Source organism: uncultured Mobiluncus sp., assembly GCF_947254095.1.
GTDB lineage: Bacteria > Actinomycetota > Actinomycetes > Actinomycetales > Actinomycetaceae > Mobiluncus.
Genome location: NZ_CAMYBV010000002.1, coordinates 14,440 through 35,209, shown reverse-complemented (window position 1 = coordinate 35,209; position 20,770 = coordinate 14,440). Strand labels below are relative to the sequence as shown.

Annotated in this window: 20 protein-coding genes; 5 read left to right on the top strand and 15 right to left on the bottom strand. The window is 58.6% G+C overall.

What is annotated here, in order from left to right:
* Positions 1 to 9 precede the first annotated feature (9 nt).
* The 3 genes from Q0X47_RS00880 (at position 10) to Q0X47_RS00870 (ending at position 3,393) form a co-directional block, all read left to right on the top strand.
* On the top strand, positions 10 to 1,557 hold the full coding sequence (locus tag Q0X47_RS00880; RefSeq protein ID WP_297721653.1) for a hypothetical protein: 1,548 nt from the start codon (positions 10 to 12) through the stop codon (positions 1,555 to 1,557).
* On the top strand, positions 1,557 to 2,858 hold the full coding sequence (locus Q0X47_RS00875; protein ID WP_297721650.1) for an exopolyphosphatase: 1,302 nt from the start codon (positions 1,557 to 1,559) through the stop codon (positions 2,856 to 2,858). Before Q0X47_RS00880 ends, Q0X47_RS00875 begins: the two co-directional genes overlap by 1 nt.
* A 127-nt stretch (positions 2,859 to 2,985) precedes the next feature.
* The gene (locus Q0X47_RS00870; RefSeq protein ID WP_297721647.1) at positions 2,986 to 3,393 is read left to right on the top strand and encodes a hypothetical protein; all 408 of its coding nucleotides are present in this window, start codon (positions 2,986 to 2,988) and stop codon (positions 3,391 to 3,393) included.
* 67 nt (positions 3,394 to 3,460) lie between these two features.
* Here the strand turns inward: Q0X47_RS00870 and Q0X47_RS00865 are convergent, their stop codons facing one another.
* Positions 3,461 to 4,183, bottom strand: coding sequence for a PspA/IM30 family protein (locus Q0X47_RS00865; protein WP_297721644.1), 723 nt, complete (start codon positions 4,181 to 4,183; stop codon positions 3,461 to 3,463).
* 192 nt (positions 4,184 to 4,375) lie between these two features.
* On the opposite strand from Q0X47_RS00865, the gene Q0X47_RS00860 reads away from it, so the two are divergent.
* Positions 4,376 to 5,986, top strand: coding sequence for an ABC-F family ATP-binding cassette domain-containing protein (locus Q0X47_RS00860; protein WP_297721641.1), 1,611 nt, complete (start codon positions 4,376 to 4,378; stop codon positions 5,984 to 5,986).
* 64 nt (positions 5,987 to 6,050) lie between these two features.
* The gene (locus tag Q0X47_RS00855) at positions 6,051 to 6,818 is read left to right on the top strand and encodes a hypothetical protein (RefSeq protein ID WP_297721638.1); all 768 of its coding nucleotides are present in this window, start codon (positions 6,051 to 6,053) and stop codon (positions 6,816 to 6,818) included.
* Positions 6,819 to 6,869: 51 nt separating this feature from the next.
* On the opposite strand, the gene Q0X47_RS00850 is transcribed toward Q0X47_RS00855, so the two are convergent.
* From Q0X47_RS00850 to Q0X47_RS00785, 14 genes are all read right to left on the bottom strand, one after another.
* Complete coding sequence (locus tag Q0X47_RS00850) at positions 6,870 to 7,982, bottom strand: NADH:flavin oxidoreductase/NADH oxidase (RefSeq protein ID WP_297721635.1); 1,113 nt, start codon at positions 7,980 to 7,982, stop codon at positions 6,870 to 6,872.
* Positions 7,983 to 8,121: 139 nt separating this feature from the next.
* A complete protein-coding gene (locus Q0X47_RS00845) occupies positions 8,122 to 8,598 on the bottom strand; it encodes a metal-sulfur cluster assembly factor (protein WP_297721632.1) in 477 nt (158 codons plus the stop codon).
* On the bottom strand, positions 8,595 to 9,146 hold the full coding sequence (gene sufU / locus Q0X47_RS00840) for a Fe-S cluster assembly sulfur transfer protein SufU (protein WP_297721629.1): 552 nt from the start codon (positions 9,144 to 9,146) through the stop codon (positions 8,595 to 8,597). The genes Q0X47_RS00845 and sufU overlap by 4 nt, the downstream gene beginning before the upstream one ends.
* Before the next feature lie 19 nt (positions 9,147 to 9,165).
* The gene (locus tag Q0X47_RS00835) at positions 9,166 to 10,470 is read right to left on the bottom strand and encodes an aminotransferase class V-fold PLP-dependent enzyme (RefSeq protein WP_297721626.1); all 1,305 of its coding nucleotides are present in this window, start codon (positions 10,468 to 10,470) and stop codon (positions 9,166 to 9,168) included.
* Between the two features lie 33 nt (positions 10,471 to 10,503).
* The gene (gene sufC / locus Q0X47_RS00830; protein WP_297721623.1) at positions 10,504 to 11,268 is read right to left on the bottom strand and encodes a Fe-S cluster assembly ATPase SufC; all 765 of its coding nucleotides are present in this window, start codon (positions 11,266 to 11,268) and stop codon (positions 10,504 to 10,506) included.
* Between the two features lie 66 nt (positions 11,269 to 11,334).
* On the bottom strand, positions 11,335 to 11,646 hold the full coding sequence (locus tag Q0X47_RS00825; protein WP_297721620.1) for a Rieske 2Fe-2S domain-containing protein: 312 nt from the start codon (positions 11,644 to 11,646) through the stop codon (positions 11,335 to 11,337).
* Positions 11,643 to 12,812 (bottom strand): SufD family Fe-S cluster assembly protein, encoded by a 1,170-nt coding sequence (locus Q0X47_RS00820; protein ID WP_297721617.1) that lies wholly within the window; start codon positions 12,810 to 12,812, stop codon positions 11,643 to 11,645. The genes Q0X47_RS00825 and Q0X47_RS00820 overlap by 4 nt, the downstream gene beginning before the upstream one ends.
* Entirely contained in the window at positions 12,813 to 14,258 is a 1,446-nt protein-coding gene (sufB, locus tag Q0X47_RS00815) for a Fe-S cluster assembly protein SufB (RefSeq protein ID WP_297721614.1), read from the bottom strand. It lies immediately after the preceding gene.
* 84 nt (positions 14,259 to 14,342) lie between these two features.
* Complete coding sequence (locus tag Q0X47_RS00810; RefSeq protein WP_297721611.1) at positions 14,343 to 15,074, bottom strand: metalloregulator ArsR/SmtB family transcription factor; 732 nt, start codon at positions 15,072 to 15,074, stop codon at positions 14,343 to 14,345.
* A gap of 230 nt (positions 15,075 to 15,304) precedes the next feature.
* Positions 15,305 to 15,985: an NUDIX hydrolase gene (locus Q0X47_RS00805; protein ID WP_297721607.1), complete on the bottom strand. Its 681-nt coding sequence runs from the start codon at positions 15,983 to 15,985 to the stop codon at positions 15,305 to 15,307.
* Positions 15,982 to 17,241 carry a glycosyltransferase family 4 protein gene (locus Q0X47_RS00800; protein ID WP_297721605.1) on the bottom strand — a complete coding sequence of 420 codons (1,260 nt, stop codon included), beginning with the start codon at positions 17,239 to 17,241 and terminating at the stop codon, positions 15,982 to 15,984. The genes Q0X47_RS00805 and Q0X47_RS00800 overlap by 4 nt, the downstream gene beginning before the upstream one ends.
* A complete protein-coding gene (murJ, locus tag Q0X47_RS00795) occupies positions 17,238 to 18,944 on the bottom strand; it encodes a murein biosynthesis integral membrane protein MurJ (protein ID WP_297721602.1) in 1,707 nt (568 codons plus the stop codon). The genes Q0X47_RS00800 and murJ overlap by 4 nt, the downstream gene beginning before the upstream one ends.
* A gap of 57 nt (positions 18,945 to 19,001) precedes the next feature.
* On the bottom strand, positions 19,002 to 19,751 hold the full coding sequence (locus Q0X47_RS00790) for a beta-carotene 15,15'-monooxygenase (RefSeq protein WP_297721599.1): 750 nt from the start codon (positions 19,749 to 19,751) through the stop codon (positions 19,002 to 19,004).
* A gap of 42 nt (positions 19,752 to 19,793) precedes the next feature.
* Complete coding sequence (locus tag Q0X47_RS00785; protein WP_297721597.1) at positions 19,794 to 20,762, bottom strand: copper transporter; 969 nt, start codon at positions 20,760 to 20,762, stop codon at positions 19,794 to 19,796.
* Positions 20,763 to 20,770 lie beyond the last annotated feature (8 nt).

Here is a 20,770-nt window from a genome sequence, read left to right as displayed (position 1 = left end):
ACTTTCCTCATGCAGCGTTTCATTCTTCCTCCCGTTCCAGATTCTCTGGATGAGCTGTGTGAAGCGTACACGGATGCCACCGGCTCTTATGCGTGGCGTCTCGCTGACCGAATGCTGCAGGCTTTCCCCAACGCCCCTTTAAGTGCGGTGGCTCCCCACCACGCTATTTCGTTCCTGCGACTCCGGGCCACCATTTTGGACGCTTTGGGGGACGTCAGCGCCTGCCGCGCTATCTTTAAGTTCGCCGCCACCCAAGCCGCGGGGGCTGGCGATATTGTGTCTCAAGCGGCGGCTCTCGCGCAACTGCACGTGGATCGGTCTTTCCGTCTCGATGACGACACCGAACACGGTTCGCCTTTCGTGGGGGCGATTCGTCAGGATTTGCGTGACATCGTGGATCTGCTGTTCGATAACCCCACCGCTATGGCGCAAAACCCGGATTTGACCACCGCTACCCTCGCCCACCTGGTTCATGGTTTCGCCCTCATCGGCGCCAACGCCGATGGGCGGGAAACTCTGGATCAAGCTCGGGTCATCTGTCCCGAAAAAGAATCCCTCAAAGCCCGTTTGGACCTGGCTGACGCGGTGTTGTTGGCTTGCAGCGGGCAAATTGATGAGGCTCTGGAGTTTGGTGAGCTTATCTTAGGGCGCGATTCCGAGGACCCCCTAGCCCTGCAAGTCGAGGTGCGCGAGTTCCTGGGAACCTGGTATCGAGCCATCGGCCGTCACGTGGACGCCGCCAACCACCTCAGAATTGTCACTGACCTGTGCCGCGACTATGACCTGCCCTATATGGCGGTGGTCGCGGCGATGGAACAGATTTCTTCCCTAGTGGAACTGAACAAACCGGAAATCGTGGTTGACTTGGCTTCGTGGGCTCTGGACGTAGCCCACGATATCGGCATCAACAACGAGGTGGTGCGGACCTTGGACATCGTCTTGGTGCAGGGCTTGGCCGGTTTGGGGCGTCATATCCAGGCGGTCAACTGTGCCGAAATCGCCGGCACTCGAGCGCGGGAGCACGGGGATGTGGATACCGCCATTGTGCTTTATGAGATGGGAGCGAAATCCGCCAGAATCAGCGGGGACCAAGCTCGCGCCGCGAACCTTTACGGTTTTTGCGCCGAGCTGACCGGTGGCGAAATATCGTTGCAAGCCCGCTTCCTCCGCAAAGAGTCCGCAGCCATTTTGGCCACCGTCGGACTGAAACCTCCACGCGAAAAGCTCCCCGAGGAACCTTGTGCAGTCCCCCCCGCGACAGACACCCCCGCCGCAAAACTGGAAGCTGAAACCCTAAAACACTTAGAGATGGCCCCGGATGCCAATTCCATCGAAGTGCGTACCGCGCTATCCTTAGCGAAAGATCTCATGGATGAGGCCCTCTCGCTGCTGATGTCCACCCCGGAGGGGGAACGTAGCCTCGCCGCCCCGGAACTCGCCAAGTGGAATGAGCTGCGCACTTGGATGGCCGGAGTCGAGGATGGCACCCAGCCGTCGGTCATGTCTGACGAAAGCACGCAGCTATCGTCAGATTTGCCCCAGGAGGACGATGCGTAATGGTCAATCGGATGGATTCCACACTGTTGCTGCCGGATTTGGCCAGCCAGTACGCCACCGCGTCCCATTCCGTCAGTTTGCGCCTACTCGCCTACGCTCTGCAGTCTTTCCCCCTAGCCGAACCTTTCGCCCCCAACCCCAATCGCAGCGAGACAGAAAATCTGAATATTTTGCGTCTGTGGGCAGACATGCTGGTGGCTCGCGGTGAAAACGGCGCGGCGGCCTCCACCTGGAAGCAAGTCGCGGTGTGGTGCCACCACCTAGACGACTTGCAGGGCGCCACCTATGCTCTGGTACAAGCCCATGCCCTGCTGTTGCCTCAGATTCCCCCGGTGGAAGCTTCCGAGACCGCGGCGCAACTGATTAAATTCCTCACCAGGGTCCCCGATTCGCTGGAAAAATCTGAATCGATGATTGTTTTGGCTGCCAGCCTGCTGGAACTGGGGGATTTGCGAGCTGCCCAAATCCTTCGCGGCGAAGCGGCCGGCAGCACCGCTCGAATTCGCCTGGATTCCGCGCTGTTACAAGCGAAAATTTTTCTGGCTCAGGGACACGAGGAACAGGCGCAGTTTTTCCTTGACGATTTGGAGAGCAACCTAGGGATATTTTCTGATGTGCAAGGCGCCCGCATGACCATCGGAATGTTTCGCCTGAACCTAGATCAGGACAGTGGAAACCTCGCCGCGGCTCTGGAGCGGGTGAAAAAGCTATACCAGCAGGCCAAATCGGAGGGTCTGTTGCTCCAACGAGCCCTGCTGAGCGCCACTCGTACCGAGCTCAGCGCCGAAATGCACCTGGACCAGGACGTCATCGCCTACGGCATCGAGACCCTCCAACTCTTTGACCAGCTGAATCTGGGAGAAACCCGCCGCATCGGCATCAAAGCGATACTGGCTCGTTCGCTGGCGCGGATGGGACGCGCCAAGAAAGGCATTGAATACGCCGAGGAAGTGTCGGCTTGGGCGCAAAGCCACAATCAACTGGAACTGGAGCAAGAATTTACGGTCATCGCCGCGGACTTGGCGGCGCGAGACCTGCAGGGTATCCGCGCCGCCGGGCTCTATGGCTGCGCCGCGGATTTGTACAGCGAACAACCGCTCTTGCGGGCTCGCTACCTGCGGAAATGCGCGGTGCAACTGGTTTATTCCGCCGGGTCGGACCGGGAAACCACTATCCGCTGGGCGCTTTCGCTGCTGCGCGAGGCCGGGGATTTGCTCCACGGCATGGAACGCAACGGCGAAGTCGCCGCGGAACTCTCCGCTTGGGAATTCGACCGCCTGTGGATTCGTACCCGGAAATAGCCACCCTGCCCTGCAAGTCAATGACGGGCGCGGTTTGTGCCCCCGTAGAGACGACCGCGCCCCTGGTTTTAATATGAACCGTAAGATAAAATATTACTAAGTTGTCGGTGTTTTGAAAGGTGGTGCAATGATGAAAGCAAATTTGGTTATTCAACGAATTGTTGCCATATTTCTCAGTCTCGCAGTCGTGGCTCACTCCGGGTTCGCGCTGTGGCAGATGTACCTGAGCGGCAAAACATTTTACCCCTCTGAACACACCACTATTTACTATCCGTCGGTGCCCCTTCCCTCTCAGCTGGCCGTGATAGTCCTGGCGCTGGCTTCGTTTGGTTTCGTAGCGGTTTCCATTAAGCACAGTTTTTCTGTAGGGTGGCTCCTCCCGGCGCTGATCCTTTCCACGCTTTGCATTGTGGCGACCGGAACCGTGGGGCTGATTATGGCAACGCTGACCCTCATCACCGCCGCGGCCTACAGCTTGGCACGGTTCGCGCCCAAACTGGCTCGTGGCAAAACCCCGAGTCTGAGGTCAGCTTAATTCCTCGGACATAAAAACAGCGTGGGGCCGGTTGACAATCAACCAGCCCCACAACTTTGTCAGCTCCCTAGCCGTTGTTCTTCAAAGCGTTGAGTCGCGCTGCCACTTCCGCGTCTGCCGCGGACACATCCAGGGCGGCGAACTGTTCCTCCAGGGATTCGCCCTCTCCTGCCAGCTCGGCCTGACCGGCCGCCATGGCCTCGGCCCGGCGGACCTTTTCCTCAAAACGCCCCAGCTCGGAAGTCGGATCCATAATGTTAATCTTGGAAACGGCCTGCTGCACCTGGGTTTGCGTGGCCGCGGTCTTTGAGCGAGCCACCAACGAGTCCCGCTTCGACTTCAAGTCCTCCAGCTGCATCTTCATCGTGTTCAGCCCGGACTTGAGCTTATCCACCGTGGCGGTCTGGGAAGCAATAATCGGAGCCGCTTCCTCGACCTCCTTTTCAAAGCTAATCTGTTTCGTGATGGCGACCTTCGCCAGGTTGTCCATCTTGTCAGCTTCGGCCGCGTTGCCGGCAGCTCGCAGTTCATCGGCTTTTTGGGAAGCCGCCGCGGCTTTCGCCCCCCACTCGGTGGCGGCCTGCTGATCCTCATCGCGGTCGCGTTCCGCTAAACGCAGATTCCCAATCGTTTGCGCCACCGCCTGTTCAGCCTCCGCGATTTCATTGGTGTAATCACGTACCAGTTGGTCAAGCAGCTTTTCGGGGTCCTCTGCCTTGTCCAGCAGCGAGTTGATATTAGCCTTGGTAATTTGGGCAATACGCCCCAAAATAGATTGCTTTTCAGCCATTTTCTGTCCTTCCAGTCGAGCGGCTTGTGCGTTTTAACGCTATCGCATCTACCGCCATCTCCACTCACCCTTTGGGGTGATTTTCGTCCCGAGAATCGTTCCCCAGACGGATTTGTTGGGGGTTGTATCTCACGTCACAAGGTCGGGTGGGCAGGTTTTCGGTTCTGGCGGTTTTCCGACTAAACTCTTGGGGTGATTACTGCCACCGACCTCACCTTGCGGATTGCGGACCGTGTCCTCATGGAACACGCTTCGTTCCAGGTCAACAAGGGTATGCGGGTCGGTTTGGTGGGACGCAACGGCGCCGGCAAAACCACCCTGATGAGACTGCTGAGCGGTACCGGACTGCCCGACGCGATTCAGGTTGAAGGAACCGTATCCCGGTCGACGACCCCGGGTTACCTTCCCCAAGACCCTCGGGAAGTCGATCCTGACCAGATCGTGCGCGACCACATCTTGAGCGTGCGCGGACTCGATGTCATCGAAGCCAGAATCCGTAAGGCAGAGGAGGCGATGAGCCGCGAGACGGGCGAAAAACAGCAAAAGGCCATGGAAAAATATGTGCGCCTGGATCAGGAGTTTCATATGTCCGGCGGCTACGCGGCAGCTTCCGAGGCTGCACAAATCGCAGCTAACTTGGGGATTTCCAACGAAACGTTACGCCAGTCTTTGGGGACGCTCTCCGGGGGGCAACGCCGCCGGGTCGAACTGGCGCGCGTGCTGTTTTCCGGGGCGGACACCCTGTTGTTGGACGAGCCCACCAACCACTTAGACCATGACTCCATAGTGTGGCTGCGCAGTTACCTGCGTTCGTTTCCCGGCGGGGTCCTGATTATTTCGCACAACGTGAAACTTTTGGACGAAACCTTAAATCAGGTTTTGTACCTCGATGCGATGCGCGGCGCGTTGGATGTGTACCACATGGGCTGGAAAGCCTATTTACAAGCCCGCGCGGACGACGAGGCGCGGCGGAAACGGGAACGGGCGGTAGCGGAAAAGAAAGCCGCGGCCCTGCAAGCCCAGGGCGAACGCCTCCACGCGAAAGCCACCAAGGCCGTGGCGGCTCAACAGATGTTGCGCCGAGCGGCGCAGCTGCTGGAAAATACCCAGGCGGAAGGCCCGAAAGAAAAAGTCGCCAAACTCGATTTCCCGCAGCCCCAGCCTTGTGGGAAAGTTCCCCTAGCTGCTGAAGGAATTTCCAAAACCTACGGTTCCCTGGAAGTCTTTACTGACCTGACGCTGGCTATCGACCGCGGCTCAAAAGTCGTGGTGTTAGGGTTCAACGGTGCGGGGAAAACCACCATGTTGCGTATCTTGGCTGGTCTGGAGACCAGCGACACCGGACGGGTGGTTGCCGGTCACGGACTGAAGCTCGGCTATTACGCCCAGGAACACGAGACCCTGGACGATTCCCTGTCCGTAGTTGAGAATCTGCGCCAGGCCGCTCCGGAACTTGACGACACCCAGGTGCGTTCCCTGCTGGGACAGTTCCTGTTCTCCGGGGCGGACGCCGACAAACCCACCGCGGTGCTGTCCGGTGGCGAAAAGACGCGCTTGGCTCTGGCGACATTGGTGGTGAGCGGGGCGAACGTGCTGCTGCTGGACGAACCGACCAATAACCTGGACCCCGCCTCACGGGAGGAAATTCTGAACTCCTTGGCCACCTATGAGGGCGCGGTTATCCTGGTCACCCACGATCCGGGCGCGGTGAAAGCGCTGGATCCGCAACGAGTCCTGCTGCTGCCCGATGGTGATGAGGACCTGTGGGACGAAACTTATCTGGAACTAGTTGAAGTCGATTGAGCCGTGGTCTCTCAACGCCACACGAAACGGTAAACTGTTTGAGACACACTTGGGAGGAAAACTGATGCGTTACCAAAAGACAGTCGCCAGCGTACTGGGGGCGGCGCTGCTTGTCGCGATGTTGAGCGGATGTGCTGGCACGAAACAGACTCTGGACAACCCCGACAGCGCTTACCTCAAGCAAAAAAATTCCCTTCCGACGATGGTGAAACAGTTCTCTGGCCCCAATCTGGCCATTATTTTGGGTGGGCTAAAGATTAAGGGCGACAGCCTGAAAGTCTATGACGAAGAAACGACCGCTTCGATGCGCTCCGCGGATCATCAAGCGTTGGATTTGCTACGGGAGACCACGTTCAAACCCGCGATGTGCCAGCAAAAACTCATGGACTCCTATACTGACAAACCGGAAATCCCCGCGGCTTTTTCCCAAGCCAACCTCAACAATCACGCTACGGTAGTGCGCTCTCAACTGCGGGCCTACCCGTCTGTGGCGCAGGCTGAGAAAGCGATTAAAGTCCAGCGGGATTTGGCTCAAGCCTGCCCCACCTATGCGGTGACGACTCCCGGAGGAGCCAGCTCGAATCAAACCACCGCGGCGGCGGATTATCCTCTTGACGGAGCCCGAGATGGTTTGATGATGACTTACGGAACGGACCGCGGTGAAGGCCAGATTGCCCCCACCGAAGTCGGGGTGTTTCAACGGGTCGGTAACTTGGAGATTCGGGTATATTTCGACGGCAAAAACCCTGTCAAGGACGCCAACGAGGCTCGCGCCGAATTACAGGAATTTGTGACGTACCTGGGGCAAGCTCTGATTGCGAAAGCAAAGTAGCTCCCCAGGAAATGTCAAAAGGATTTGGCGGCGGCCGGCCCAAAGCCAGCGTTAGCTGCGCGGAGTGCCGTTGATGTAAGGCTTGGGAATGGGGGCTTCGTCGCCCAAACGCGCCGCCCAGGCTAGGGGCAGCGAGGGGTCAGTCAGCAACGGCCGGCCGACCTGAACCACGGAGGCTTGACCGTTGACCAAAATCTGTTCAGCTTGTGCCGGTTCGGTAATCATGCCGACAGCCGAAACGGGCAGGGGCCCCCGGTCTTGAATCTCGGTGGCATATTTGACCTGATAACCCGGCGCTTGCGGAATCGTTACCCCGTCAATCAGCCCGCCGGTGGACACGTCAATAAAGTCAACCCCGAAAGCCGCCAGATCCTGGACGATCCGACCCCAGTCTTCCAAAGTGACGTCACGTTGCAGCCCGAAAGCTCCGCTGGGAACCCAGTTCGTCGCCGAAATCCGCATCAAGAGCGGGAAGTTTCCCCCCAGCTCCCCGCGAATCGCAATGACCAGTTCACGCCAAAAACGGAAACGCCCCTGCAAATCCCCGCCGTATTCATCGGTGCGTTGGTTAGTCAGCGGGGAAATGAACTGGCTCAACAGGTAACCGTGGGCGCCGTGAAGTTCCACAAAATCGAAACCGGCCGCCAAAGCGCGGCGAATGGCGGAAACGAAGTCCGTTTGCGTTTTGTGGATATCCGCGACACTCATTTCGCGGGGAGTTTCGTGGCGGGAGGTAAACGGAATCGGGCTAGGAGCAATGGTATGCCAGCCGATGCCTCCCAGGTCGGAGTCTTCGGGAGCCAGGGGCGTGCCAGAAGGAGACGTGGAGGCCTTCCTGCCGGCGTGAGAAATCTGGATGCCCGCAGCCGCACCGCCTTCCTTGATGAGGGTGGCCAACCGGGCAAAAGCCGGGATCTTTTCGTCCCGATCCAGCATTAAGTCAAAAGGGCTGATACGTCCTTCCGGGCTCACCGCGGTCGCTTCCACAATGACGGCACCCACCCCGCCTGATGCCCTGGCCCCGTAGTGAACTTCGTGCCAATCGTTAGGCCAACCCGCGGATGGCCCCTCGGAAGAGGCGGTAAATTGACACATCGGCGGCATCCACAAACGGTTGCGGGTCTCGAGGTTTTTCAGCCGAAACGGCGTAAAAAGGTGGGACATAGGGTAATTCTAACAAGAGCCGGGACATCTTTTTGGGCAAGTTATCTCGGTAGCTGTACCAAAATCGTCAAATACGATGTGCACTCCACAGATTTGCACTACTCACCAGATAACGCCAAGTTAGGTGCCTGCGTATAAATCACACGTTGAAACCGAGGGCTCGCAGCTGCTCGCGGCCGTCCTCGGTGATTTTGTCCGGACCCCACGGCGGCAGCCACACCCAGTTGATAGACACGGTTTTCACCAAATCTTCCAGCACGAAACGGCACTGGCGCTCAATCATATCCGTCAATGGGCAGCCAGCGGAGGTCAGGGTCATATCAATAACCAGGTCGTCTCCGTCCAAGTGCAGCCCGTAAAGCAACCCCAAATCCACGATGTTGATGCCCAGTTCCGGATCAATAACGTCCTTCAGCAACTCCACGATTTCTTCCACCAAGGCACGTTGCTCTTCGGAAAGTTCCGCTCCCGGTTCCGCCACGGCATCTGCCGCTATCCCGTCAACCACGGTTACCGACCCTGATGGTGCGGTGTTGACCTCTGACTCCACCGCCGCGCTGGTCTTCGGTGTACCCAGCTCGTCCAATAGCTCTTTACTCAAGGGTTCTTCACTCATGGGTTTGTTCCTTTGTTGTTTTGTGTGGTTTTAGGGTCACAAGTCCGGTTCATCACTCGCGGGTCGCAGTGCGGCGCCGCCTGGGTGCCGCCGCCGGTTCCATCCGAGGCCGCAGCTTGGGCCAGCGCATCCTTCAAAGCCATCCACCCCAGCAGGGCGCATTTCACGCGGTTGACGTAGCGGGACACCCCTTCCAGGCTGGACGCATCACCCAGACGATCGAGCAAGTCTTCGTCCACTCCCCGGCCTCGCGAATGCATCATCTCGTTGAAATCCTGTTCCAGCCCGTGCACAGTTTCCAGGTCTTGACCCTGCACCAGCTCCCACATCATCGACAGGGAGGCCTGCGAAATCGAGCAACCGTGCCCGTCCCACACCAGGTTGCGCAGCTTTCCGTCAGCCACTTCCACCTGCAGCGTAACCTCATCACCGCAGGTCGGATTAACCTGGTGAGAACTGGCAGCCCAGCCGGGCAGAGCGCCAGAGCCATGCCGAGCCTTAGACTGCTCCAAGATGAGCTGTTGATACAGGTTTTCCAGTTCGTTCACTTGTGTTCCTTCTGTCTATTCAACTATCCGCCGGCGTGACGCCAAAGAACTTCGCGGCCTGGGGAAGCGCTTGCAGCCAACGGTCAATCTCATCAATAGTCGTGGTGGGGCTAAACGTGGCTCGCGTGGAAGCGTTCACCCCAAAGAACCGATGCAGCGGAATGGCGCAGTGATGGCCGACCCGTACCGCCACCCCTTGCGAATCCAAGTATTGTCCCAGGTCATGAGGGTGAATCCCTTTCATTTCAAAGGACAATACCCCAGCGCGATGCGTCATGTCGGTGGGGCCGAGCAGTTTCACGCCAGGAATCTCCACCAGCCTCGGCAGGGCGTAAGCGGTGAGGGCCTGTTCGTGTGCAGCTACCCGTTCCATCCCCAGTTCCTGCAGGTACTTGCACGCGGCGGCCCAACCCACAATCTGGGCGACCGGTTGCGTGCCGGCTTCAAAGCGGTAGGGAGCCGGCATGAAAGTCGTTTCCTCCACCGTCACGTTTTCAATCATGGAACCGCCGCTGAGGAATACTGGCAGCTGTTCGAGCAGCTCCCGGCGCCCCCACAAGGCTCCCACCCCGGTGGGGCCGAGCATCTTGTGCGCGGAAAAACACGCGAAGTCAACCCCGAGCCCATCGACATCCAGCGGCAGGTGCGCGCTGGATTGGCAGGTATCCATGACGACGATGGCCCCGGCCGCTCGGGCGGCGGCAATAATTGGCGCAATGTCCGTCACCGCCCCCGTCACGTTGGACAGGTGTGTGAACGCAACGACCCGCGTGCGCGACGTAATGACATCCTCCAGGCGACTCACGTCCAAGCGCCCGTCGGGGGTCAGCTCGATGACTTTCGTGACGGCTCCGGTGCGTTTTGCCACCAGCTGCCACGGCACCAGGTTAGCGTGGTGCTCCGCCCTGGTGAACACGATTTCATCCCCTGGTTGCAAGGCAAAAGGTCCGCCCGCGCGTTCCCAAGTGGCAGCGGCAAACCCGTAAGCCACCAGGTTCAGCGCCTCAGTCGCTCCCGAGGTCCACACGATTTCTTCGGGGTCGCTCACGCCCAAGAAGTCCGCCACGTCCTGGCGGGCATCTTCAAACAAGGCCGTGGCTTCGTCGCCGAGCTGGTGAGTGCCGCGGTGTACTGCCCCGTTGTGGCGGCGGTAAAAGTCGTCAATGGCTTCCAACACGACCGCCGGCTTTTGCGAGGTTGCCCCCGAGTCCAGGTAGTCGATGGGCTGACCGTCGCGTCCCAAAACATTGAGAATCGGGAAATCCGCGCGAATACGGGTTAGCTCCGCCGCGCTGAAATCTGTCGCCGCCGGGCCTGTTACCATGACAACTCCTTCCCTTCGCCGCTCACGCCGCCTTTAGGCAGCCGTCGAAGTCCCCAGGTACTTGTCGTAGCCCTCAGCTTCGAGTTCGTCGGCCAGTTCGGGTCCACCTTCTTTGCTGATGCGCCCATCCACGAAAACATGAACAAAATCGGGGTGGACGTAACGCAAAATCCGGGAATAGTGGGTAATCAGCAGGATTCCGGTATTGGCAGCCTCATGCACCCGGTTGATACCTTCGGAAACTACCTTGAGAGCGTCAATATCCAAGCCGGAATCCGTTTCGTCCAAGATCGCGAACTGCGGCGCCAGCAGCTGCATCTGCAGGATTTCCAGGCGTTTCTTTTCCCCGCCGGAAAAACCTGCATTCAGATCCCGGCTGGCAAATTCTTTCTCCATTTTAAAGTCGTCAAAAGCTCCGTTGACTTCTTTCATCCAGTTGCGCAACGCTGGAGCTTGCCCTGCCACCGCGGTTTTGGCGGTGCGCAAGAAGTTCGACACGCTCACCCCGGGGACTTCGACCGGGTACTGCATCGCCAGGAACAGTCCCGCCCGAGCGCGCTCGTCCACACTCATCTCCAGGATGTTCTTGCCGTCCAGACAGGCTTCGCCGCCGGTGACTTCATATTTCGGGTGTCCCGCCAGGACATAGCTCAGAGTCGATTTGCCCGAACCGTTGGGTCCCATAATGGCGTGTACTTCCCCGGAGTTGATGGTCAGGTTTACGCCTTTCAAAATCTTTTTTGGCCCCTCCGGGGTCTCCACCTGGGCTTTGAGGTCCTTTACTTCCAACACTGACACTGTTTTCTCCTGTTTCCTTTTTCCATTCCAAGCCGTTCGGCACGTTTCGTGCTCAGCCGGGCTTTGTTATGCTTTCAAATCCACCGCTACGAAACCGTCGGCAATTTGGACGGGGTAAATCTTCAGTGGGTCGTGCGCCGGCGACTGCGGCTCGCCGGTTTCCAAATCGAACTGCGCCCCATGCGCGGCACACTCTACGCAACCGTCCTCAATAATGCCGTCCACCATGGAGAACCCGGCGTGCGGACATTCCTTTGCCATCGCGTGGAAATCTCCCTCATCGCTGCGCAAAACCACGATTTCGGTGTCTTCCACAGTAACTTCTTTGCCGGTTCCCGGCTCGATTTCATCGACACTGGCAACATTGATAAAACTCATTGCAAACTCCCTACACTCAGGTGACTATCTACGGTTCCCAATACGTAGTCAGTCAATTCCGGTATTTCTAACATATTCAATAGTTCCGCATAGAACGCGCGCACCACCAGTCGTTTCGCGTTGACCGCGTCGATGCCGCGGCTTTGCAGGTAGAACAGCTGTTCGTCGTCAAATCGGCCGGTTGCCGAAGCGTGTCCGGCACCTTCGATTTCACCGTTGTGAATCTCTAGATTCGGCACGGAATCCACGCGAGGTCCCTTGCCCAGCACCAGGTTTCGGTTCAGTTCGTAGGAATCCGTCCCGAAAGCCTGCGGCCCGATACCGACGTCGCCAATCCACACGGCGCGGGCCTCCTGGCCTTGCAAAGCTCCCTTGTAAGTCACACGGGACTTCGATTTTTGCCCCGTATGCTCGATAAACAGCCGGTGTTCCTGATGTTTTCCCGCGTTGGTAAAGTACAGTCCCAGCAGGTTTAGATCGCTGCGTTCTGCGGGCAGATTCACTCCCATCGCAATTCGCACTGAGTCCCCTCCCAAGGTGACGTTGGCGTGTTTCACGCTGGCGTTCTCACCCAAAGTCATCTGTTGGGTCGCCATATGCACCGCGGTATCGTCCCAAGCTTGCAGGCTGACCACGTTCAGTTTCGCGTCCGGCTCCGCTTTCACTTCCAACGTCTCGTTCAGGGAGCCGCCGCCGCGATGACGCAACACGATGGTAGCTTGGGACGCTTTTTCCGCGTGTATCCGCACGTGACCGACCGTGTCTGGCTCCTCAGCGGTGACGTCAATCCAGACCGGTCGACTCACCGCGCCTGTCACCGCCACATCGAGGGTTTTGGAAATATTGCTCCACCCTACGGCCCCAGCGCGATCAAAAGGGGCTCCGGCCAGGGGCGACAGTCCCACCACCGCGGACAGTTTCAGGGTCAGACCCGCCTCGGGCTGGACTGGTTCGTCGGCACGCAAAGCCGTGCCGTCCACCGCAAACTTGGCTCCGCCACCCTGGAGAGATTCTTCCAGCAAACCGGCAAACCGCGATAATGGCGTGAAACGCCAGGCCTCTTCCCGTCCGGTCGGCATCGGAAAATCCTCCACGGAAGTGGAAGTCACCCGGGTCGGGGTCGGAGCGGCCAGCACACCGCCTGTTGGCACAGTTACTTCAGTCATTTAGCCCACCGACCCTTCCATCTGCAGTTCGATAAGTCGATTCAGCTCCAAGGCGTATTCCATCGGCAGTTCCTTGGCGATGGGCTCGACAAAACCACGCACGATGGTCGCCATCGCTTCCGTCTCGGTGAGCCCCCGGCTCATCAGGTAAAACAGCTGGTCCTCAGACACTTTGGAAACGGTCGCTTCGTGTCCCATTTCAACCTCGTCATTGCGCACATCCACATAAGGGTAGGTGTCAGAGCGGGAAATGGTGTCCACCAGTAGGGCGTCGCACAGCACGTTGGACTTAGAACCGGTGGCGTTTTCGGCAATGTCGACCAAGCCCCGGTATGACGAACGTCCGCCTTGCCGCGAGATAGATTTGCTGACAATGTGCGAGGACGTGTGCGGTGCTCGGTGCAGCATTTTTGAGCCGGTGTCCTGATGCTGTCCCTTGCCCGCAAAAGCGATGGACAGCGTCTCACCGTGAGCGTGCTCCCCCAGCAGGTACACCGAGGGATATTTCATGTTGATGCGCGAGCCGATGTTGCCGTCAATCCATTCCATCGTGGCGCCTTCCTCGCAGAAGGCACGTTGGGTCACCAGGTTCAACACGTTATTCGACCAGTTTTGGATGGTTGTGTAGCGCACCCGGGCGTTCTTTTTCACAAAGATTTCCACGATGGCGGCGTGCAGGGAATCCGACTGGTAAATCGGGGCGGTACAGCCTTCCACGTAGTGTACGTAGGAGCCTTCGTCGGCGATGATTAGGGTCCGCTCGAATTGCCCCATGCTCTCGGTGTTGATGCGGAAGTAGGCCTGCAGGGGAACCGTACACTGCACTCCCTTAGGAACGTAGATAAATGAACCGCCGGACCACACGGCCGTGTTCAGCGCGGCGAATTTGTTGTCCCCCGCCGGTACGGCCCGCCCAAAGTACTCCTGGAACAGCTCGGGGTATTCTTTCAATCCCGTGTCAGTGTCAAGAAACACGACTCCCTGTTTCTCGAGGTCTTCGCGAATTTGGTGGTAGACGACTTCCGATTCGTACTGGGCGGCCACCCCGTCCACTAGGCGTTGGCGCTCCGCTTCGGGAATTCCCAGACGGTCATAGGTCTGTTTGATGTCCTCGGGCAGGTCATCCCAGGATTGGGCGACCTTATCGGCGGCCCGCACGAAGTACTTGAACTCGTCAAAGTCCAGGAAGTTCAAATCGGGACCCCAGTTTGGAATGGGCTTGCGCTGAAAAATCTTGAGAGCTTTCAGCCTCATTTTCAGCATCCATTCCGGCTCATCCTTCATCTTGGAGATATAGCGCACCACTTCCTCGTCCAAGCCACGCTTCGCGGCCTGTCCGGCAGCATCGGAGTCATGCCAGCCAAATTCGTACTTATCGGAAATAGACTCAATAATCTCATCATCCGCGCGCTTTTTCTGATCTGACTCAGTCAGAGCATCGCTCATCTCTGTCCTTTCATTCGAGTTTTTCTCTAAGTCTGGGTAGCCCGTTCGGGGCTTTATGTTGTCAGAAGTCACCAGGGGGCGTCTTCACTTTTTTGTTCCTCCCGACTTCGCGCTGGCCTTCGCCGCGCTCAATACATTAATGCTGCTCATGGCCCCATTCTTACGCAGGGTTAGCGGCACGCTGGTGGTGCAGGCATGGTCGCCCTCGGCGAGCGTAGCGAGACGTTGCACATGGGTGTCAAGCAGCCGGGAAAAGGCTTGTGTTTCTGCCTCACACAGTTTCGGATAGGACTTGGCCACGTCCTGTACTGGGCAGGATCCCTGGCACAGCTGCAGCGCCAGCCCATGCGCGGTTTGCCGAACAGTTGCGGCATAGCCGTCCTGCGCCAACGCATCCGCCAAAGCCACGACCCGGGCTTGTGGGTCATCTCCGGCGGCATGAACCACCGGAGCATAACGGCGTTCGACTTCTCGCGAATGTCGGTTCGCAAAATCTTCGATAGCCTGGTCACCGGCAACCTGTTGCAGGTAGTCCAGCGCTTTATTCGCCATCTGTGAATAACCATCTGGCAACGTGGCGCGCCCGGCGTCGGTTGCCACATAGTGGCGTGCCGGACGCCCGCGACCGCGAATCTTTCCGGTCGATTCGAGGTTCTCGATTTGCCCGCTGTCCTCCAGATAGATGAGGTGGCGGCGAACTGCCGCCGGGGTGAGTTTGAGGATGTTAGCCAGGACAGAAGCAGTAATGGGGCCTTTTTCGATGATTAGGTCCAGAACGACTTGACGGGTGCCCTGATCATCCACGATTGCTGGCATCCCGTTCCCCTTTCATCAAAATCTTTACATCAACAATGACTTTCCTAAATCTAGCATATTTTCCCAAGCGAGTCATTGCTTAAAACCCGCCAAAATACGCCAAACTGCGGTTTTATTGAGAAATTTGCGCAACGTGAGTGTGTCAAAAATCAGTTTTCCTCAGCCGGGCTAGACCAGCGGCGTTCGGCTGGAGCTCCAAACAACGGCAGCACAGCGGACTGGCGGCGGGTCTAATTCGGATAGGTTTTCCGAAACCACGGGGCTGACACCGGGCGCAAAGAAACCGGAGAAACGCCGGGCAGCCCCAGAGCCAGCGCGGTGGCCAACACTCCGACAACCGCGGAAGGATTATGTATCTGTCCCGCAAAAATCGCCGCCACCGCCTGACGCAACCCCACCCAGCGCCGCGTCATAAACGCTTCTTCGGCTTCACGCTGAAAACTGCGCTCCACATCGGGAATCAGTGTCAAATCGCGGGCCAAGAACACTCGCAGAGCTTCGGAAGACCCGCCCGGTGTGGTGAAATAATCCACCAGCACATCCCAGCGAGCCGCGTGCAAATCGGCTTCTTCCTCCAGCTCCCGTTGCGCTGCCCGCAGTGGATCCTCCCCCGCAATGTCCAGCAATCCCGCGGGAATCTCCCACAGGGTCGCGCCCACCGGGTGACGATACTGGTTGATCAGCAGCACTTCCGGCTCTCCCGAAGTGCTGGCCGGGCCTTCTCGTATCGGAACGATGGCAACCGCCCCCGGATGCTTCACAAAATCCCGTATCACCGCCCCATCGCCATAGCGAACCCACTCGGTGAGCATGGAAAATACCTTGCCCGTAAACACTTCCAGAGAATCCACCACGGGAAACTCGGTTCGCTTATCTTCCAAGGGTTCCCAGTGCGAGGGGGTATCGCTCATTTGTGTTCTCCTATTTGCGGTTCCGAGGTACTGTGGTTTTCTCGCTGGCCCTGGCCCGCTTGGGAGCGCCGATAAAACCCCAGCCATTCGCTGGCGACTTGCTCGGTGGTCGGCCAGGTGGCGGCGCGATGCCGAGCAGACTCTTGTTTTTCATACCAGATGCTGGGGTTGGCCAGCAGTTTCGTAATGGCTTGAGCCGTGGCGTCAGCATCTTCCGTGTCCACCACAAGGCTGCCAATCCCCAGTTCCGTCTCATTGGACGTTCCCGCGTCTCGTTCCCCTCCGATTAGGCTCTCACTCTGTTGACTTTCTACTGCTACTCCTGCCGGCAGCAAAATATCGCGCAATTTTCCGACCGGGGCAGACACAATCGGCAGACCCAAGCTCATGGCTTCTTGGGCGATGAAGCCCCGCGACTCCCATTCGGAAGTGATGAGCAGCACGCTCGCGGCTTGCAGCCACGTGTCCAAGGACCTACGCCACCCCAGGAAAGAAACCTGCGCATCGGTGCCGTAAGAGCGCAGACCCGCCAGCAGCTGGGGGTCTCCGTCCCCGATAACCACGCCGGTGGCTGGATAGGTCACCCGCTGCATAGCCCGGACAAACCGGTCAAAACGTTTTTCTTGCTCAATCGGGCCAATCCCCAGCACTAGCTGGCCGCGGTTGCGCAGTCGTTCCGCGGCCGCCAGCTTGGCCCAGTTACCCACCCGCTCCTTGCGATTGAGCATTCCGGTCCGCAAGAGTTTCTCTACCCTGGGGCTGACCAGGAAAGATACTGCCGAGTCGGTGTCCGCCGATGATTGCCGGTCAATCTTTGCGGTTAGGCGCAGCGAGGAGCCCGAGATGAGCGAAGCCCGGCTATCCATCCAGCGAAAGAACATCCGCCGCCAGAACGTGTCGCGGCGTTCATCGTTCAGTTCGTAAAGCGACACCAAAAGCGGCGGAGCATTGGGGATAAACATGGTCAGTACCAGGGCATATAGTGCCGCTTTCAGCCCGTGGACGTGAATGACATCAGAGTCCTTGAACACGTCTCGCGCCCGGCGCAACCGCTGCAGATTCGTACCCATCAGGAACAGTCTGCGCGGTTTCACAATCCACAGCGGCAAAACATTCTTAAGGCGATATAGCTTGGCGCTGGTAGGCTCGGCAATAATTCGGACATCGTGGCCTTTCGCCGCCAAAGCACTCGATAGCGACGCTACGAAAGTTCCCATCGAGTGTGAGGCCTTGCCCATCACCATGGTTATTTTCACGATTCGCCTTCTTCCAAACGTGGTGTCTGAGGTTCTGCCGGGAGAGGACTCTGAGGGGGAGGGGTTGGCCCAAGGTCCCCGGTCATTGGTGCGGATTCGGGAGCGTGGCGGGCCGAGCGAGTTTGTTTCCTAAACGGCGTGGCGATGACTTTCAGTCCCGGCAAGGCGCAGACTACCGTCACCAGACCGGCCCCGAGAGTGGCCCATAGCACCCCTAGAGGCAGGTTTAGGGTCGCGACCCCCGTATAGGCTAGGCGTCCCAAAACTCCGCCCAGGGCGGCTCCTGGAACAGCAACCACCAGGGCTTTCAACACCCGAACCGGAGAACCCACGTGGAGGCGTCCCCACATTATCAGCAGGTAGACCCCGGCCGCGCTCATGCCCAAAGCGTTACCAACGCCCAGAGCGATGAGCGTGGCGACACCGTTACCGCGCGAAGGCGCCAAAACGAGAATCAGCAACCACCCGCTGAAGGCGGCTATCCCCCACCCCAGCAGCGCTGCGAAAAAAGAATGCCGCGCCCGGTTGACGGCGATAAAAACTCGTGACAGGTGATAGAGCAGAGCGTAGCCCACGAGGGCGGGAGCCATCGCCACGACTGCCACTTCCAGTCCCGGAATGGGCCGATTCCACGCAAAAATCGCTGCCATACCGGGCGCCACCGCAATCAAACCGGCGACCCCCAACAGAGACAAACCGGCAATTAAGGCAGTGGAACTGGTGGCCAGCTCCCCCACTTTTGCCGTCTGTCCCGCCGCGAAACGCCTGGTGAGCAACGGGAACACGACTGTCGCCACCGGAAAAGTGAACAGTGCGTAGGGCAGCAGATAGATAGCTTGGGAATACTGGAAAACGTTGATGGTGCCTTCCACCCCGCCCCACCGGGTCAGGAATAGTGTGGCGAGCATATAGCCTTGAGCAGCCAGCAGGGCTCCGATACCGTAGGCTCCCAAAGTGAGGGCTTGCCGGAATTGTGCCCGCGGCATTTTCCACACTAGCTTCAGGCGCACCCCCACGTTCCAGACGGGAACGAAAAGCGGAACGCTCAGCACTAGCACCCCCGCGGTGGTTCCCCACGCCAGGGCGGTAATAGCGGTGTACTCGGTCGGGTCGGAGCCGCTCAAGGCACCATAGGCGGCATAAGCGCCGATGGTGACGACGGAGGAAAACGCCGGCATCAGGGCAGGCCACGCAAAGCGATGGTGGGCTTGCAGGATTCCTCCCAGCACCACGGCTATCCCATAGAGCGGAATCTGCAGAGCAAAGACCCGCAGGAAATACGCGGTCAGCGCATTTTGGGTGGTGACATCGGACCCTACCGAAACGGGCAGCACCACGGCGATGGGCTCGGCGGCTACGAAAACCAGCAAACCCAGCGGAACCAGCAGGGTTAGTGTCCAGGTAAACAGTGCCGAGGCGATACGATTCACTTCGTCTTTCAGCGAGCCGGCAATGGCTTGAGCCAACAGTGGGATGGTGATGGAAGCCAAAGCGCCCCCGACCACGACTTCAAAAATCACGTTGGGGATTTGGTTCGCCGAAGCGTAGGCATTACCGACCGTGCCTGCCCCAACCCAGGTGGCTTGGGCCAACCATCGTCCGAAACCAAAAATCCTAGAGATGAGCGTCATCACCGCTACGGTCCCGGCAGCCCCCGCTAAGGCTGCTACCGGGTTCGTGACGGCTTTTTCACGCTTCCTCAAATTCGTCAACTCACCTTTCAAGCTGTTTTTCGTAACGCGCCGTTCTTCGCGCGGCCTCTACGCGGGCAGACGCCCCCAGTCGTCCCCGGCTTTCAACACCGGGTGGCTTTCGATGACTTTCGAGAAACTGATTTTTTCACTAGCCAGGGTCAGGGCGGCGATTGCACCCAAGGTCACGAGGTTGGTGCGGGTCGTTCGTCCTTGCGACCAGGTGGCGCCCAAGGCCGCTCCTAACGCGTTTGCGCCCGTGTCGCCCAGCATGGTGACTTCGCGCAGGTCTAGCGGCAAGGCCGCGGCGATTACAGCACAGTTCGTTGCGGCCATCCGCCGACGCGCGGAGTAGCATCCGCTGCGGGCGGGCCAGAATCCGGCCGCGCCCCCCAGCAGCGCCACCTTGAGGGCTCGCCCCGGTCTCAAATCCAGCAGATTAATCAGGTTTGCGCTTCCGGCAATGACTCCGGCCTGAATCAGCCAGCTCCAAACATCACGGCGAGGCCGGGCTGCCACAGCTCCCGTAGCCATCAGGGCCAGCATCTTAACCAGGCCAGGGCTCAACCGGCCCTCTTTCAAAGCCCCAATGTGACCGCGTAGCCCCTTCGTAGATTTATTCGTGGTGTCGCTGTCAGACATATCGTCAAAGAACCCTGCCGCACCGCTGCCAGCTGCGGCCACGGAGACGTGCAATGCTGCGGAATTACCCCGTCCCGAAATCATCTGAGCTGCCGGAAGTAGGACACCGACCGCAGCCCCGCCCCACAGGCTCACATTCCGGCCGTGGAAATTCGTGCGCTGGAAGTTAATCTGCATAACTCGCCTTCCGGTTTAGTTCCTGGGCTGCTTGACCTGGTCTCACTGCGGTGCCGGTGCGGCGGGCGCCTCAGCCGGAGCAGGTGGAGCAGGAACTTCCGTAAAGGGCGGCACCAATGCGGAGGCTTTCTGTTCACTTCCCCAGGCTCCGGCGGTGCCGTTCATGCGGGCCACCAAAGCAAAAGGTAGGGACAACAGTGAAGTTTTCGTGCCGATGCTATCCACCGTGGGAACGGGGTTTCCTTCCGAACGCACCTTGGTCAACAGGTCGTTCTCTCCCTGTGCCGAACCGTAAAGAACCACGCCCGAAGCGAACGTGTTCAGAGTTTGGGAGAACTCGATGAGGTTCTTGGTCTGTTTTTCCAATGCTTTCAGTTGTTTCTCGTTCTGTGGCTCCAGCGGGCCGGGACCCACGATAATCGCGGCGCGAGCCGGCTGTGACGCTGGGTTAGCAACCTGGATCAGCGGGGTTTCTTCCACTGTCAGGATTCCCGAGAGTGAATCGTTTTGACCGGTGAAAATCAGCTGACCAATAGCTGCGGCCAGAGTAGATTCCGGGGTGGTAGCGCGGGTGGTATCGCTCAAATACTGTCTGATTTGACCGGAAAGCGCCTCCCGATAAGCCTGCTTCGCGGGGGAGAAAAAGTTGTCCTGCAAGTTAATCTGAGCGTTGACGGTGCCGCCCGCTGCGGTAACGATTTCACTCACGGCTTTCACGTCTTCGGCTGCGGCATCGGGTAGCACAACCAGGGCGACCCCCGTGCCTTGCAGGAATCCATTGAATATCCGCGGCGCGAACTGTTCTATGGTCTGGTCTTGCACATTGATTTGAGACTGGGCATGGGTCAGCTGCTCATTGAGCTGGTTGCGATCTTCACGGAGTTTGTCGACTTGACCCGTCAAAGTATCCCCGATGGGATCGGCCAGCGGCCCGGCACCGAGGATAATCCCCACCGCCAGAGCCAAGAAAACCGCCACCAAGGAAACCAGGTGATACCGAAAATCAATCATAAGTTTTC